The 14,794-nt window shown below is 39.0% G+C and carries 18 protein-coding genes, 1 pseudogene and 1 other annotated feature; of the genes and pseudogenes, 18 read left to right on the top strand and 1 reads right to left on the bottom strand.

The window, feature by feature from the left end:
* Positions 1-135 precede the first annotated feature (135 nt).
* The 8 genes from HOO54_RS15190 to minD all read left to right on the top strand — a co-directional run bounded on the left by HOO54_RS15190 (position 136) and on the right by minD (position 6,765).
* Positions 136-1,125: an SPOR domain-containing protein gene (locus HOO54_RS15190; RefSeq protein ID WP_172296715.1), complete on the top strand. Its 990-nt coding sequence runs from the start codon at positions 136-138 to the stop codon at positions 1,123-1,125.
* Between the two features lie 238 nt (positions 1,126-1,363).
* Positions 1,364-1,936, top strand: a complete 573-nt coding sequence (locus HOO54_RS15185; RefSeq protein ID WP_172296713.1) for a Maf family protein — start codon at positions 1,364-1,366, stop codon at positions 1,934-1,936.
* Between the two features lie 38 nt (positions 1,937-1,974).
* Positions 1,975-2,664 carry a RadC family protein gene (radC, locus tag HOO54_RS15180; RefSeq protein ID WP_172296711.1) on the top strand — a complete coding sequence of 230 codons (690 nt, stop codon included), beginning with the start codon at positions 1,975-1,977 and terminating at the stop codon, positions 2,662-2,664.
* An 88-nt stretch (positions 2,665-2,752) separates the two neighbouring features.
* Positions 2,753-3,763: a rod shape-determining protein gene (locus tag HOO54_RS15175; protein WP_172296709.1), complete on the top strand. Its 1,011-nt coding sequence runs from the start codon at positions 2,753-2,755 to the stop codon at positions 3,761-3,763.
* 31 nt (positions 3,764-3,794) lie between these two features.
* Positions 3,795-4,706: a rod shape-determining protein MreC gene (gene mreC, locus HOO54_RS15170; protein WP_172296707.1), complete on the top strand. Its 912-nt coding sequence runs from the start codon at positions 3,795-3,797 to the stop codon at positions 4,704-4,706.
* Complete coding sequence (gene mreD / locus HOO54_RS15165; RefSeq protein ID WP_172296705.1) at positions 4,703-5,221, top strand: rod shape-determining protein MreD; 519 nt, start codon at positions 4,703-4,705, stop codon at positions 5,219-5,221. The genes mreC and mreD overlap by 4 nt, the downstream gene beginning before the upstream one ends.
* A gap of 54 nt (positions 5,222-5,275) precedes the next feature.
* Entirely contained in the window at positions 5,276-5,956 is a 681-nt protein-coding gene (gene minC, locus HOO54_RS15160) for a septum site-determining protein MinC (protein WP_172296703.1), read from the top strand.
* 2 nt (positions 5,957-5,958) lie between these two features.
* Positions 5,959-6,765, top strand: coding sequence for a septum site-determining protein MinD (minD, locus tag HOO54_RS15155; RefSeq protein ID WP_172296701.1), 807 nt, complete (start codon positions 5,959-5,961; stop codon positions 6,763-6,765).
* A gap of 127 nt (positions 6,766-6,892) precedes the next feature.
* Here minD and HOO54_RS15150 read toward each other — a convergent pair whose 3' ends face one another.
* Positions 6,893-7,543: a PTS sugar transporter subunit IIC gene (locus tag HOO54_RS15150; RefSeq protein ID WP_309244909.1), complete on the bottom strand. Its 651-nt coding sequence runs from the start codon at positions 7,541-7,543 to the stop codon at positions 6,893-6,895.
* 153 nt (positions 7,544-7,696) lie between these two features.
* Here HOO54_RS15150 and tnpA point away from each other — a divergent pair.
* The 10 genes and pseudogenes from tnpA to pheA all read left to right on the top strand — a co-directional run.
* Positions 7,697-7,957 (top strand): annotated as a pseudogene (tnpA, locus tag HOO54_RS15145) (IS200/IS605 family transposase); the annotation flags it as partial.
* Positions 7,958-8,343: 386 nt separating this feature from the next.
* A complete protein-coding gene (locus HOO54_RS15140; RefSeq protein WP_172296697.1) occupies positions 8,344-9,123 on the top strand; it encodes a peptidoglycan DD-metalloendopeptidase family protein in 780 nt (259 codons plus the stop codon).
* Positions 9,116-9,982 (top strand): M50 family metallopeptidase, encoded by an 867-nt coding sequence (locus HOO54_RS15135; protein ID WP_172296695.1) that lies wholly within the window; start codon positions 9,116-9,118, stop codon positions 9,980-9,982. Before HOO54_RS15140 ends, HOO54_RS15135 begins: the two co-directional genes overlap by 8 nt.
* Before the next feature lie 216 nt (positions 9,983-10,198).
* Positions 10,199-10,274: a sequence feature (ribosomal protein L21 leader region), on the top strand.
* A gap of 12 nt (positions 10,275-10,286) precedes the next feature.
* Positions 10,287-10,595, top strand: a complete 309-nt coding sequence (gene rplU / locus HOO54_RS15130; RefSeq protein ID WP_076762987.1) for a 50S ribosomal protein L21 — start codon at positions 10,287-10,289, stop codon at positions 10,593-10,595.
* Between the two features lie 13 nt (positions 10,596-10,608).
* A complete protein-coding gene (locus HOO54_RS15125) occupies positions 10,609-10,950 on the top strand; it encodes a ribosomal-processing cysteine protease Prp (protein ID WP_172296693.1) in 342 nt (113 codons plus the stop codon).
* Positions 10,951-10,962: 12 nt separating this feature from the next.
* Positions 10,963-11,244 (top strand): 50S ribosomal protein L27, encoded by a 282-nt coding sequence (gene rpmA, locus HOO54_RS15120; RefSeq protein WP_172296691.1) that lies wholly within the window; start codon positions 10,963-10,965, stop codon positions 11,242-11,244.
* A 193-nt stretch (positions 11,245-11,437) separates the two neighbouring features.
* Positions 11,438-12,007 carry a sporulation initiation phosphotransferase B gene (locus tag HOO54_RS15115; protein ID WP_172296689.1) on the top strand — a complete coding sequence of 190 codons (570 nt, stop codon included), beginning with the start codon at positions 11,438-11,440 and terminating at the stop codon, positions 12,005-12,007.
* A gap of 32 nt (positions 12,008-12,039) precedes the next feature.
* Positions 12,040-13,326 (top strand): GTPase ObgE, encoded by a 1,287-nt coding sequence (gene obgE, locus HOO54_RS15110; protein WP_172296687.1) that lies wholly within the window; start codon positions 12,040-12,042, stop codon positions 13,324-13,326.
* Between the two features lie 54 nt (positions 13,327-13,380).
* Positions 13,381-13,827: an ACT domain-containing protein gene (locus tag HOO54_RS15105; protein WP_172296685.1), complete on the top strand. Its 447-nt coding sequence runs from the start codon at positions 13,381-13,383 to the stop codon at positions 13,825-13,827.
* A gap of 6 nt (positions 13,828-13,833) precedes the next feature.
* Positions 13,834-14,685 carry a prephenate dehydratase gene (pheA, locus tag HOO54_RS15100; protein WP_172299609.1) on the top strand — a complete coding sequence of 284 codons (852 nt, stop codon included), beginning with the start codon at positions 13,834-13,836 and terminating at the stop codon, positions 14,683-14,685.
* Positions 14,686-14,794 lie beyond the last annotated feature (109 nt).

The raw sequence follows: 14,794 nt of genomic DNA, 5'->3' as shown, positions 1-14,794 counted from the left end.
TGATAGAGTGTGAACAATAAGAGGGACAAGCCGCCCGAAATCTCCTCCTTTCTAGTGGCTTGCCCTCGGTTGCTTGCATAAAAACGGTAGAATGCCGTCTTCATAAACATCACAACTAGAAAGTGAGGGAAGTCTATGAAAAAACGGAGAAGCAAGGTCATATCGAATGAAAATGAACCGCTTAGGGTGATGATCAATGGCAGAGAAGAGATTATTTACGGAACAGAAGAAGAGTTATCCAAAAGCAATGAAGAGAAAAAACTGATTTTTTCAAACTGGGAAGAAAAACGGAAAGCAGAGCAAGAACTATCCGCATCACAAGAAGACAAAACACCTGAAACAGATGAATTCACTTGGGTTTCACCTGATGAGGACTTGCAAGAAGATCCTAAAGTAGTCACTCCCTTTAAAAAGAAAATGCATGATAAGGGAAGTATAAAATCAAAAGGTTTATTCGGCTATTTTATGAAGCGATTTGCAACAACAATTGTTTTTGCGATTTTACTTGGTACAGGACTTGGAGTGTTTGCGTTGAACCTCTCAACAACTAAAGAAGCAGTTCCAGCAACCGGTAGCTTTGATACAGACGAAAGCAAACCAGTTAAAGCAGGTGACAGTAGCGGGAATAGTGAAGCTGCTAAAGGAAACCACCATTTTAAAACTTTTGTCGTTCAAGTTGGGAAATTCTCTGCAAAAGAAGGAGCGGAATCCTTAGTTTCTCAAATCATCAGTAATGGTTATGCTGCAATCTCATTGACAAGAGATGATGGCCATTATGTCATTGGGGGCCTTTCTGGCGAAAAACAAATCACATTACAGCTCGAACAAATCTTAAAAGAGAGCGATTTTGATGCTTGGGGCGGAAAGGAACTATCATTTTCGCTAGATTCAAACGTGTCCCAAGCATTTGAAAAGGCTGTAGAACTATCATCAAAAGCGATTCTTGGAGCTGAAGTAAGTGCGGGAAATATCGCTGAACTCAAAGCGGAAACGGACAAAGTCCAAACCTCAGGAGACAATCAAAGTTTGAAAAACAGCCTACATAAAGTAGAACATTTACTAAAAAAACCGACTGCAGAGAATGGCTGGAAAAGCCAGCAATTGTTATTAAATCAACTCAAATAAGTTAAGATTAGTAGCACAGACCGAGACCATGGTTTGTGCTCTATTTTTTTGATAGATCACTGAAAGTTGTCAAGTGTTGTGAAGTTTACAACATGGAACCGCAAACAGTAAAGCTCTGATTTTTAGATTTTGTCATCAAATCATCATTTTTCTGAAATTGTAGCACCCGATTTCTTTTGGTAGGATAGACAGGTATCCATTTTCTAACTCAAAAACCCATGAAAGGATTGCTTTATATATGAGAAAACCGTTTATTTTGGCCTCACAATCCCCACGTAGAAAAGAACTTCTCGATCTTCTGCAAATTCCATACAACATTGTTGTCAGTGAGACGGAGGAAAAAATAAATCGAAACTTTTCACCTGAAGAAAACGTCAAATGGTTGGCGGAACAAAAGGTACAGGAAATAGCCGAACGTTATCCGGAAGCTGTTGTTCTTGGTGCAGACACTATTGTTTGTTTTGATGATGTTTATTTGGGAAAGCCTAAAGATACTGAAGATGCTAAAAGGATGCTGAGGATGCTTTCCGGAAAAACACATTCTGTGTTTACAGGTGTTTGCATCAAGTCAACCGACAAGTCCGTCACTTTTTATAATGAAACCGAAGTCACTTTTTGGCCCCTTGAAGAAGAAGATATCTGTGCCTATATCAAAACAGGAGAACCGTTTGATAAAGCAGGTTCTTATGGTATACAAGGAAAAGGCGCGCTTTTTGTGAAACAAATAAAAGGAGACTATTATTCAGTTGTTGGACTGCCAATTTCTAAAACGATGAGAATGCTGAAAAATTTTGCGCTTCACTCCAATTGATGAACCCAAACGAGAAGGGACATCAGGGAGGATTTAACATGAGTGATCAGACATTAAAGCTAAAAGATTACCCAGAAGATGAAAGGCCAAGAGAACGGCTTTTAAACATAGGAGCAGAAAGTTTATCGAATCATGAACTATTGGCGATTCTTCTACGCACCGGAACTAAAAAAGAGTCGGTTTTACAGCTTTCAACCCGGCTTCTCCAGTCGTTTGACGGGTTGCGTTTGTTAAAAGAAGCCTCGGTAGAAGAACTTTCTAGTATATCTGGAATTGGTCGTGCAAAAGCTGTTCAAATATTGGCGGCACTTGAGCTTGGACGGCGTATTCATAAACTGGTTTATGAAGAGCGTTATGTCATCCGCTTTCCTGAAGATGCGGCAAATTTTTTAATGGAAGATATGCGCTTTTTACAACAGGAACACTTCGTTTGCCTTTATCTGAATTCTAAAAACCAAGTCATTCATAAACGCACGGTTTTTATCGGAAGTTTAAATTCTTCGATCGTCCATCCTCGGGAAGTGTTTAAAGAAGCTTTAAAGCGGTCGGCTGCTTCGTTTATCTGTGTCCATAATCATCCATCAGGAGATCCGTCACCGAGCAAGGAAGATATAGATGTAACAAGGCGTCTTAATGAAAGTGGACAGCTGCTTGGCATTGAATTACTCGATCATATTATAATTGGTGATCAAAAATTTGTGAGCTTAAAAGAAAAAGGCTATTTGTAACACTGTATTTTTCACAAAATTAAGCTATAATAGTGTTTATGGGTTTTTGTGTTAGGAATTTTGTTTGAAGAAGGGAAGATACATAAAAATGTTTGGAATTGGTACTAGAGACCTTGGAATAGATTTAGGAACAGCGAACACGCTGGTTTTTGTGAAAGGGAAAGGAATTGTTGTCAGGGAGCCATCTGTTGTTGCGCTTCAAACAGACACAAAACAAATTGTGGCTGTCGGAAACGATGCGAAAAACATGATCGGCAGAACGCCAGGAAATGTTGTGGCACTTCGCCCTATGAAAGACGGGGTTATCGCTGATTATGAAACAACAGCAACGATGATGAAACATTATATTAGTAAGGCCATTAAAAACAAAGGATTGTTTGCCAGAAAACCTTATGTTATGGTTTGTGTACCTTCAGGGATCACAGCGGTAGAACAACGGGCAGTTATTGATGCCACACGTCAGGCTGGAGCAAGGGATGCATATCCGATTGAAGAACCGTTTGCCGCAGCTATCGGCGCAAATCTTCCGGTTTGGGAACCAACTGGAAGTATGGTGGTTGATATTGGTGGTGGAACAACTGAAGTAGCTATTATTTCCCTCGGTGGAATTGTAACATCCCAGTCTATTCGAGTCGCTGGTGATGAAATGGATGAAGCGATCATTACTTATATTAGAAAAACTTATAATTTAATGATCGGGGATCGTACAGCTGAAGCTGTCAAACTTGATATTGGTTCTGCTGAAGTCACTGAAGAACCTGAAACTATGGAAATTCGCGGTCGTGATTTATTAACAGGATTACCGAAAACGATTGAAATCACTGCAAAAGAAATTACTGGAGCACTTCATGATACTGTATTTGCCATTGTAGAAGCAGTAAAAAACACCCTTGAAAAAACGCCGCCTGAACTTGCGGCTGATATTATGGACCGTGGTATTGTATTAACAGGTGGTGGCGCACTGCTTCGCAGTTTGGACAAAGTCATTAGTGAAGAAACGAAAATGCCGGTTATAGTTGCTGAAGATCCTCTTGACTGTGTAGCAATCGGTACAGGTAAAGCTCTTGAACAAATTCATTTATTTAAAGGGAAAAATTAATTACACAGGGAATAGAAGAGGTGTATAAATCATGCCGCAGTTTTTTACTAATAAACGGTTGATGCTTTTACTCCTTTGTATCATTATTTTGGTGGCAATGATTGGGTTTTCGTTAAAAAATGACCGTAATGCAACTTGGCCTGAAAAATTTATTGGCGATACAACTGGTGTATTTCAGACCATTTTTCATACGCCCGCTCAGTTTGTTGCGGGCTTCTTTGAAAATATAGAAGATTTAAAAAACACCTATGATGAGAATGAACGCTTGCGGAAAAAACTCGACGGACAAACACAATATGAAGCAAAGTTGCAGGAGCTTGAAAATGAAAATAAGTCATTAAGAGAACAACTAGGACACTTAAAATCAATTCGAGATTACAATCCGATATTAGCGACTGTTATTGCCAGAAATCCAGATAAATACGAGTGGTGGAACATGATCACGATTAATAAGGGAGCCAAGCACGGAGTCGAAAAAGATATGGCTGTTACAGATGAAAAAGGAAATCTACTTGGCAAAATTAAAAGTACGAAAGTGAATAATTTCACTTCGACTGTTCAGCTTTTAAGTGCAACAGACAGAAATAATAGAATTTCTACTATTATTGCAGCAGACAAAGGCAAAAAAACAGTCAATGGTATCATTAATGGATATGATTCTGACAAAAAGGCGCTGTCAATGGAAATTATCGAACCTGATGAAGAAAGAAAAGTGAAAAAAGGGGATCTCGTTGAAACTTCTGGGGCTGGTGGAGTCTTTCCGAAAGGCTTAGTCATCGGAAAAGTGATAGATGTTGAACCAGATTCTTACGGTTTAACGAAAATCGCCTATGTGGAGCCTGCTGCTGATTTTTACAATATTGATAATGTCATTGTCATTGACCGGACTTTGGATACGGCTGACATCGATCAGATGAAAGAGAAGAAGGAGAAAGGTTCGTGAAGCGATTCCTTCTCCCGGTCGTGATGATGTTTGTTTTGGCGTCTGACAGCATATATGCTGACTTTATCAGATTTCCTTTTGTAAACGAAGATCAGCAGTTGATCCCGCGCTTTCTCTTGCTTGTTTTAGTTTTCATGACAGCATATGTAAAACAAAATTTTGCTATTACATATGGATTTATCTTCGGATTGTTATATGATATTAATTATACAGATCTTTTAGGGGTCTATATGTTTGGCTTTGCTGGTATATGTTATTTATTATCAAAAGCATTTAAAGTATTACAAACAAATGCGATTGTCGTTGTTTTTCTTGCAACACTAGCTGTCTGCGTCATCGAGTTTTATCAATATGGTGTGCAAATGTTGCTGCGTCCAGAAATGATGTCATTTCATCAATTTGTGATTAATAGGTTATTGCCGACTTTAGCTTTAAATGCTGTTGTAGGAAGTTTACTTGTTTATCCGTTTAAATTGTTTTTTACCAGCCTTAAGAAAGAGCTTCGGGAAGAGTAAAAAAGGATATTGATCTACCGATGTCGAAATGAGTATGATGTTGAGGTGAGCACTGTGAAGGCCCAAAAACACCAATACGTAACAATTAAAGGAACAAAAAATGGACTAACACTTCATCTTGATGACAATTGCTCTTTTGAAGAATTACTACACGGTCTTCAGGATGTGCTGTCACTCAAACATGATATGGGTGGAAAAAATCAGAAAATCAGTGTACTTGTTAAACTTGGCTACCGTTATATAACAAAGGAACAAGAAGCAAAACTGACCGAAGTCATCACTGACAAACAGAATCTGTTTATCCATTCCATTGAAAGTGAAGTTATGACCAAAAAAGAAGCAATTCGCTTAAAAAAAGAAAGTGAAGTGATATCTGTCGCTAAAATTGTCCGTTCGGGACAAGTGTTGGAAACAGATGGTGATTTGCTTTTAATAGGGGATGTGAACCCTGGAGGAATGGTGATAGCTGGAGGGAATATTTTTATCCTCGGCTCATTAAGAGGGATTGCCCACGCTGGTTTTAATGGAAATACACGAGCTGTTATTGCGGCTTCTGACATGAGACCAACTCAATTGCGAATCAATCATGTGCTCAATCGCTCCCCAGACCACATCCAAGAAAAGAACACCATGGAATGTGCTTATTTAGATGAAAATGAGAATATGGTCATTGACCGTCTTCAAAAATTAGCTCATTTAAGACCTGGTTTAACAAGGCTTGAGGGAGGAATGTAAAATTGGGTGAAGCTATCGTAATAACCTCGGGAAAAGGCGGAGTAGGTAAAACGACAACTTCCGCAAATCTCGGCACCGCCTTAGCAATTTTAGGGAAACGGGTTTGCCTTGTGGATACAGATATCGGTTTGCGTAACTTAGATGTTGTCATGGGTCTTGAAAATAGAATTATCTATGATCTGGTGGATGTTGTTGAAGAAAGGTGTAAAATCCATCAGGCACTTGTAAAAGATAAACGTTTTGATGATCTCCTTTATTTGCTTCCGGCAGCCCAGACAAGTGACAAATCAGCTGTTTTACCGGAACAAATGGTCAAACTAATTCAGCAGTTAAAACAGGATTTTGATTATATTGTGATCGACTGCCCAGCAGGCATTGAGCAAGGCTACAAAAATGCTGTATCAGGGGCAGATAAAGCAATTGTTGTGACCACACCAGAAGTTTCGGCTGTCAGAGATGCCGATCGGATTATCGGTCTTCTTGAGACAGAAGAACATATTGAATCACCTCGTTTGATTATTAATCGGATTCGCAATCATTTAATGAAAAACGGTGATACACTTGATGTTGATGAAGTGATTCAACATTTATCAATCGAACTCATTGGGATTGTCATTGATGATGATGATGTGATAAAAGCATCTAACAATGGAGAACCTATTGTAATGGATCCGAATAACAAAGCATCAATTGCATACCGTAATATTGCACGTCGTGTTCTTGGGGAGTCTGTGCCATTACAATCTTTCGAAGAAGTCAACAAAGGTGTTTTTGCTAAAATTAAATCATTTTTTGGTGTACGTGCTTAAACGATCAGCTTGTCAGGTAAGGCTAAAATTAGCTTTAATGACAAGCTTTTTTACTTTCCAAACAAACTAGGATATTTTAAGCAAATAAAAAAGCCATGCTAAATCACGGCTTTTTTAACTATTAAGATTATTTTTTTCGTATTTTTCCATATAAGAAGGTTAATGCAGCTCCGGCTGTCAATGCGATTAAATGAGCGATGAGATAGTGAAGATGCCCATTGTTCTCTGCTGCAGCTATCGCAAGACCTGGAAGAGCTGTTGTTCCGAATCCTATTGCTGTCAGGTTGCTTAAATAAACATATCCTCCAGCAAGTGCTCCACCAATACAGCCGGCAATGAGCGGGAATTTGTATTTTAATGTAACTCCGAATATCGCCGGTTCTGAGACACCAAAAAGTGTTGATCCAAATGCTGATATACCAATTTGTTTCACTTTGTTATCTTTTCTTTTTAAATAAACATATCCTAATACTGCTCCGCCTTGACCCGTTAAAGCTACTGACATTAATGGGTTGATGAAGTTTTTTCCTGTGTCTGTAAGGAGTTGTGCTTCAACTGCACCAATAACATGATGCAACCCTGTAATCACGATAATTTGTTGAATTCCAGCAAAGAACATAAAGCCGAAAATACCTAAGTTTTGTGTAATCCACAACAGTGTTGAAGTGATTCCTTCAGCTAATTCGCGTCCTAATGGGCCGACGATTGTAAATAGTAGAGCTGATGAAATAAAGACTGTCAACATTGGTGCTAAAAATAATTTGATCATGTTTGGTATTTTTTTATCGTTTTCCGACAGAAGACTCCCTCCTCAGTCGTGTGAAGGGCGAAACCAAACGATAGGTGGGAGATGAATGTCCTAAAGGCTATTTTATTGTCTACTTCATACCTTAAGGATACAGTCTTATATAAGATAAAGGCTGTTGTTGTAATGAAATTAGACAGTAATAATCATTCAGTATTCTCAATGTATTATCAATATCGTAGAGAAGTCTTTGATGATAAAGTATCTGACTATGCTAAGGATATGTTTGTAAAGCTAGGTGAGAAATACAATATCTCTCTAGTTGAGTGGAATCATGATAAAGACCATGTTCACATTCTGTTCAAAGCACATCCTAACACTGAATTATCAAAGTTCATTAGTGCTTATAAAAGTGCTAGTTCACGATTAATCAAAAAAGGTTTTCCGTAGGTTAGAAAAAAGCTGTGGAAAGAAATGTTTTGGTCAAGAAGTTTAGGCTTAAATATAGAACCGTAGGAATCTACGGGGATAGCTTGGTCAATAAGAGAAACCTCTGTTGGCAAAGAAATACGTCAACAAGTACGCTCTGTTCCCAAGAATCTCCCACTTCAATCAAACTGCAAGGTCGATAAGTGGGGGTAGTTCATGGAGTACAAGTCATATTTTCAAATTCCTTTTCAACAAGATGAATACCGTTATCATCTCTGTTACCTCCATTTCACTCCACGGTTTCACACACGAAGGTATTTCTTCTATGACGATTCTTGCCTGCATAAATGGATTGGACAAGACATACGATGGTACAAACAACCTGAATGTAAAGGATGGGGGTTATGAGTCATAGAAGAGCACATGAGGTTCGTAAAAGAATCGCTAAAAAAAGGAAGCAGAGGCCGCTAGGAACGAAACAGGCGGACAGCAAAAAACACGAACACCCGCCAGTTTGGACTGCCTTTTCAGAGGAAGATGGAAAACCTGTATATGAAGGGCATTCCCATTTAATAAATGGTAAACATCCGCTTATAAAGGCTGATGCACTCATCATCAAATCACTTTTGTCCGCTTGTCTTGTTCTTGTTTCTGCAATAGCTTATAAAGGTCACTTTGAACCTATTAAGCAAATAAAGCCGGTCGTCAGTCAAATTTTCACTAAGGAATTTCAATTTGCTTCTCTCAGTAATTGGTATGAATCTACATTTGGACACCCGCTGGCTATATTTCAGCCGAAGAATAGTAAACAACCAAATCAAGTTGAAGTCAACCAAGGACTCGTTACACCTGCAATGGGAAAGGTCCAAGAGAAATTTTCTGGGCAAGGAATTAAAGTGGAAACAGAGAGTGAAGCAATTGAGAGTATGAAAGAAGGCTATGTCATTGAGATGAATAAAAATCCTAAGACAGGTTTAACCATTGTCATTCAGCATGCGGATAATAGCTATAGTTACTACGGGCAATTGAAAAAAACAAATGTTGCTTTATATGACTTTGTTGATAAAGGAAGCAAACTAGGAACGATACAGCAAAATAAAGATCATAAGGGTGTTTATTATTTTGCGATTAAACAGGGGGAAGAATTTGTTGATCCGATACAGGTGATATCATTTGGTGACTAAATGGACAGAGCTTATGACAAAGCTCCATATTCATCCTCTGCTATGGTTTGTAATGGCGCTTGGTTTAATGACGGGGCATATTAAACCATTATTATGTTTAATGATCATTATTTTTATTCACGAACTTGGCCATGCTACTGCTGCTATTTATTTTTCATGGAGGATCAGGCGGATTTTCTTGCTGCCTTTCGGGGGTACACTTGAGGTTGATGAACATGGTAATAGACCGTTAAATGAAGAAGTTGTTGTCATTCTGGCCGGGCCGCTGCAGCATATATGGCTTCAGTCTGCGGCTTGGTTTTTGTCAGTCAATGCAATTATCGGACATCAATTATTTGAAATGTTTACATTTTACAATCTGACCATTTTGGTGATTAATTTATTCCCGGTCTGGCCGCTTGATGGAGGAAAACTCATGTTTCTTCTTTTTTCAAAATACTATCCATATCAAAAAGCACAACGAATGATGTTGATCTTTTCATGTTTTACCTGCGCTTTATTTATTGGGGGAGTGTTGCTGGTTTCCCCTTCTCAACTAAGTGCCTGGGTGTTGCTGACATTTCTGTCTGTCTCTTTATACAAGGAATACCGTGATCGTCATTATAGCCATATTCGCTTTTTGCTGGAGCGTTATTATGGAAAGGATAGAGAGGTTTTTCAGTTGAAACCGATCATCGTTTGTGCCAGTGATCAAATATATGATGTGATGCTTAGATTTAAGAGAGGCTGCAAGCATCCGATTGTAATAGAAAAAGACGGAAAAAAAATGAGTCAGCTTGATGAAAACGAAGTTCTTCACGCTTACTTTGCTAACAAGCATACAACATCTTCAATGGAAGAGCTTATGATGGCTTTATGAACGACCCCGATTTACATTTCGCTCGCTTCTTGGGGTTCAGCGCTTCCTGTAGGTTTAGTGATACGAGGAATTGAATATATAACGGTTTCTTGTGATCTTGCTGTATTCACAAATATTTGTGGTTATATTCAGCTACTTCATTATATTGATAACTGGGAAAAAGCATTGACATTCACTATTGATTTTGGTATAGTTTTTTATGTTATGGATGTAGCACCATTGCTACAACCGCTCAGCGCAGGTGTTAAGTGCTACTATAGCCCCCTGCTGACTGGCGAGTCTTAGTCTATTAGGAGGTGCAGAGATGTACGCAATTATTCAAACAGGCGGAAAACAAATTAAAGTTGAAGAAGGTCAAACTGTATATGTTGAAAAGCTTGCTGCTGAAGCTGGCGAAACAGTTACATTTGACAACGTATTGTTTATCGGCGGTGAAAACGTGAAAGTTGGTAGCCCAATGGTTGAAGGCGCTACGGTAACAGGCAAAGTTGAAAAACAAGGCCGTGCTAAAAAGATTACCGTATTTAAGTACAAACCAAAGAAAAACCAACATAAAAAACAAGGTCATCGTCAGCCTTACACTAAAGTTGTAATCGAAAAAATTAACGCTTAAAGGCGTGAAAAATATGATTCACGTAAAAATTACAAGGTCCCAATCGAACGAAGCGATTTTATCCTTTGAAATGTCGGGTCATGCGAATTTTGCTAAACGTGGACAGGATCTCGTTTGTGCGGGAGCATCAGCTGTTACCATTGGAGCCATCAATGCGGTCGAGAAGTTGACAGGTATTGACCCGCTTCTTGATCTCGGGGAAGACGGTGGTTTTATACATTTTAAATTCCCGGATGAAACGGATCAGGAGGCTCATCATAAAGCTCAGTTACTTCTCGAAGGTATGCTGGTTTCTCTACAAACCATTGAACGAGATTATGAACGTTACTTAAAAGTAACAACAAATAGAATATAGGAGGTGAGTTACATGTTAAGATTAGATCTTCAATTTTTCGCATCTAAAAAAGGAGTAGGTTCAACTAAAAACGGACGTGACTCTGAAGCGAAACGCCTCGGTGCTAAACGGGCAGATGGTCAATTCGTATCTGGCGGTTCTATCCTTTATCGTCAGCGCGGAACGAAAATTTACCCAGGTGAAAACGTAGGTCGCGGTGGAGATGATACACTATTTGCTAAAATCGACGGAACTGTTAAGTTTGAACGTTTTGGTCGTAACCGCAAAAAAGTGAGCGTATATCCTGTAGCCTAACCTAGACAAACTCCGGTCGTTTGAGACTGGAGTTTTTTACATATTTATTAATATAACCACTACCCCAAGAATGGGATTTCATCTCATCTGCTTCATAAACGTGTTTCAATTACATGACCTTCTCTGTTATAATTCAAAGTGCAAACAAAAATCAGACTCCTAAAAAAGAGACCTAATGATTGGGAGTGCTAAAATGGAAGAAATGTCAAAAAATAAATTGGATCATAAAGTATTGACAACTGAGCTTGTTCACTTACTTAGCCATTCAAGACATGATTGGATGAATAAACTGCAGTTGATTAAAGGAAACTTAACATTAAAAAAGTATGACCGTGTGTTTGAAATTATCGAAGAAGCGGTCATTGAAGCTCAGCATGAATCAAAGCTTTCAAATCTGAAAATACCGCGTTTTGCTTATGAATTACTTACATTTAATTGGAAGGCTCGTTCACTGACACTTGAATATGAAGTACTTGGAGAAGTCAGAGATTTATCGTCTTATGATGATAAGCTTGTATGTCTAATCGGACAACTATTGCGTATTTTTGATGAGTCCGTTTTAAAAGGCACTGATAACCATCTGACCATCACACTGCAGATTGACAGATCTGATGTGAATTTCGTGATTTTTTTGGATTTTCACGGTGTCTTTACAAGCCTGACAAAATTAAAAGAATTTCAACGGTCACAAGAAGATTTTTATGACATTAAACAGTTCGATGTGTCAGATCACGAATGTCTGGTAGAAATCGATATGAAGTAAAACGGGTTTTTAGGAATAGAACGGAGGACAATATGTTTGTTGATCAGGTAAGAGTATATGTTAAAGGTGGAGACGGCGGGAATGGCATGGTTGCTTTTCGCCGTGAAAAATATGTACCAAAAGGAGGTCCGGCAGGCGGAGATGGAGGAAACGGTGGAGACGTCATCTTTAAAGTGGATGAAGGTCTCAGTACATTGATGGACTTTAGATATCAAAGACACTTTAAAGCGATTCGTGGAGAACATGGCATGTCAAAAAATCAGCATGGTAGAAATGCTGAAAATATGGTCATTAAAGTTCCGCCTGGTACAGTTGTTATTGATGATGATACAAAACAAGTGATCGCCGATTTGACTGAACATGGCAAAGAAGCAGTGATTGCAAAAGGCGGACGCGGCGGACGCGGCAACACTAGGTTTGCAACACCTGCAAATCCAGCACCTCAACTTTCAGAGAATGGTGAACCAGGAAAAGAACGTTATGTGGTGCTTGAACTAAAGGTTTTAGCTGATGTCGGCCTTGTCGGTTTCCCAAGTGTTGGGAAATCAACACTGCTATCGGTTGTTTCCTCAGCAAAGCCCAAGATTGCAGATTATCATTTTACAACACTTGCTCCAAATCTTGGAATGGTTGAAACGGAAGATGGCCGAAGTTTTGTGATGGCCGATCTGCCCGGGTTAATTGAAGGGGCTCATGAAGGTGTTGGTCTCGGACATCAATTTCTTAGACATATTGAAAGAACGCGAGTGATTGTTCATGTGATTGATATGTCAGGTCTAGAAGGTCGCGATCCATATGAAGATTATCAGACCATCAACCAAGAGCTTGAACAATATAATTTAAGACTTACTGAACGACCGCAAATTATTGTTGCAAATAAAATGGATATGCCTGAAGCAGAAGAAAATCTTCGCATATTTAAGGGGAAATTAACAGATGACCATCCTGTTTTTCCAATCAGTGCGATTACGAAACAAGGGTTAAGGGATCTGTTGTTTGAGATTGCTAATCGTTTGGAAACAACACCGGAATTTCCGCTTTATGATGAAGAAGAATTGGCTGAAAACAGGGTTATGTACAAACTTGAGGATGAAGAGGAGTCATTTGTTATTACCCGTGATCCGGACGGTACCTTTGTTTTGAGCGGCGCCAAACTTGAGCGCTTATTCAAAATGACGGATTTCTCAAGAGATGAGTCTGTCAAACGGTTTGCCAGACAGTTACGCGGAATGGGCGTTGATGACGCATTAAGAAAACGTGGAGCAAAAGATGGGGATATCATCCGATTGCTGAAGTTTGAATTCGAATTTATTGACTGATCATCAGGAGAGTTTGCCCATGCAGGCTCTCCGTATTTTAAGGAGAGAGAGAAATTGGCGAAAGAGGAGATCTTTTATCTAGTCAGAGAAGACGTATTGCCAGAGGCGATGAAGAAAACACTTGAAGTTAAAAAGCTAATTGAACGGAAGAAAGCCGAATCTGTAGCAGAAGCAGTACAAAAAGTCGATTTGAGCCGCAGTGCTTTTTATAAGTATAGGGATGCAGTATTTCCTTTTTACACAATGGTTAAGGAGCAAATTATCACTCTTTTTTTTCATTTGGAGGACCGTTCAGGAACACTGTCCCATTTACTTCAGGTTGTGGCTGAATCGGGTTGCAATGTCCTATCAATCCATCAATCGATACCGCTTCAAGGAAGAGCTAATGTCACCTTATCTGTCAGCACAAGAGGAATGAATAAAAATATTGATTTGCTGATGAACACATTAAGAAAACTAGAATTTGTCGAAAAAGTCGAAATATTAGGTTCGGGTGCATAAGTGATGATGAAAGTTGGTTATTTAGGTCCAGAAGCTACGTTTACCCATTTAGCTGTGCGTTCTTCGATTTTGCATGCCAAACACCAACCATATCATACAATCCCAGCCTGTATGGATGCTGCTATGAAGAGGGAAATTGATTTGGCTGTCGTTCCGCTGGAAAATGCACTTGAAGGATCAGTCAATTTAACGATTGATTATTTAATTCATGGACAGCCACTTTATATTGTTGGTGAAATCACGGCTCCGATTCGCCAGCATCTACTTGTTCATCCTTCTAAAAAAGCAGATTGGAAAGAGATTCAAACGATTTATTCTCATTCACATGCGATTGCACAATGTCATAAATTTTTACACAGTCATTTTCAATCGGTCTCATTTGAATATGCCACTTCGACAGGAGCAGCGGCAAAATATGTGAGCGAACATCCGGAAAAAAACATTGCTGTGATCGCCAACGAAATAGCAGCTGAAACCTACCAATTAGAGATTGTGAAACGCGACATCCATGATTATCAGGATAACCATACAAGGTTTGTGATTCTTCACCCTGATCAACATATTTCATTTCAAGTCGATCCGTTATTAACATCGAGACCGAAGACGACATTGATGGTCACTCTTCCTCTAGATAGGTCAGGAGCACTTCATCAAGTGTTGTCCGCTTTTGCTTGGAGAAATTTGAATCTTTCTAAAATTGAATCCCGTCCGACAAAAACTGGATTAGGAAATTATTTTTTTATCATCGATATTGAGAAGAGCTTAGATGAAGTTTTGCTTCCTGGGGCGATCGCTGAACTTGAAGCCTTAGGTTGTAAAGTAAAGATGCTGGGGACGTACCATACTTATCGTTTATAAAATGATGAAAAAACTCCTCCGCAGTGCTGAACAATCGGAAGAGATTCATAATAAAAGCTGGCGGGGAGATGTCCGCCAGTTTTTTTATCGTTTCTCTGTCAAGTACTAC

It is taken from the genome of Bacillus sp. WMMC1349 (assembly GCF_013155385.1).
GTDB lineage: Bacteria > Bacillota > Bacilli > Bacillales > Bacillaceae > Bacillus.
The sequence above is the reverse complement of the archived record's forward strand: the minus strand, read 5'-3'. Positions and strand labels throughout refer to the sequence as shown.

What these genes read in the sequence shown, in the direction of transcription:
- rpmA (WP_172296691.1), top strand. Translation starts at nt 10,963, where the DNA reads ATGTTAAGATTAGATCTTCAATTTTTCGCATCTAAAAAAGGAGTAGGT.
- pheA (WP_172299609.1), top strand. Translation starts at nt 13,834, where the DNA reads ATGAAAGTTGGTTATTTAGGTCCAGAAGCTACGTTTACCCATTTAGCT.
- HOO54_RS15115 (WP_172296689.1), top strand. Translation starts at nt 11,438, where the DNA reads ATGGAAGAAATGTCAAAAAATAAATTGGATCATAAAGTATTGACAACT.
- radC (WP_172296711.1), top strand. Translation starts at nt 1,975, where the DNA reads ATGAGTGATCAGACATTAAAGCTAAAAGATTACCCAGAAGATGAAAGG.
- HOO54_RS15140 (WP_172296697.1), top strand. Translation starts at nt 8,344, where the DNA reads ATGAGTCATAGAAGAGCACATGAGGTTCGTAAAAGAATCGCTAAAAAA.
- rplU (WP_076762987.1), top strand. Translation starts at nt 10,287, where the DNA reads ATGTACGCAATTATTCAAACAGGCGGAAAACAAATTAAAGTTGAAGAA.
- HOO54_RS15185 (WP_172296713.1), top strand. Translation starts at nt 1,364, where the DNA reads ATGAGAAAACCGTTTATTTTGGCCTCACAATCCCCACGTAGAAAAGAA.
- HOO54_RS15190 (WP_172296715.1), top strand. Translation starts at nt 136, where the DNA reads ATGAAAAAACGGAGAAGCAAGGTCATATCGAATGAAAATGAACCGCTT.
- HOO54_RS15175 (WP_172296709.1), top strand. Translation starts at nt 2,753, where the DNA reads ATGTTTGGAATTGGTACTAGAGACCTTGGAATAGATTTAGGAACAGCG.
- mreC (WP_172296707.1), top strand. Translation starts at nt 3,795, where the DNA reads ATGCCGCAGTTTTTTACTAATAAACGGTTGATGCTTTTACTCCTTTGT.
- HOO54_RS15125 (WP_172296693.1), top strand. Translation starts at nt 10,609, where the DNA reads ATGATTCACGTAAAAATTACAAGGTCCCAATCGAACGAAGCGATTTTA.
- obgE (WP_172296687.1), top strand. Translation starts at nt 12,040, where the DNA reads ATGTTTGTTGATCAGGTAAGAGTATATGTTAAAGGTGGAGACGGCGGG.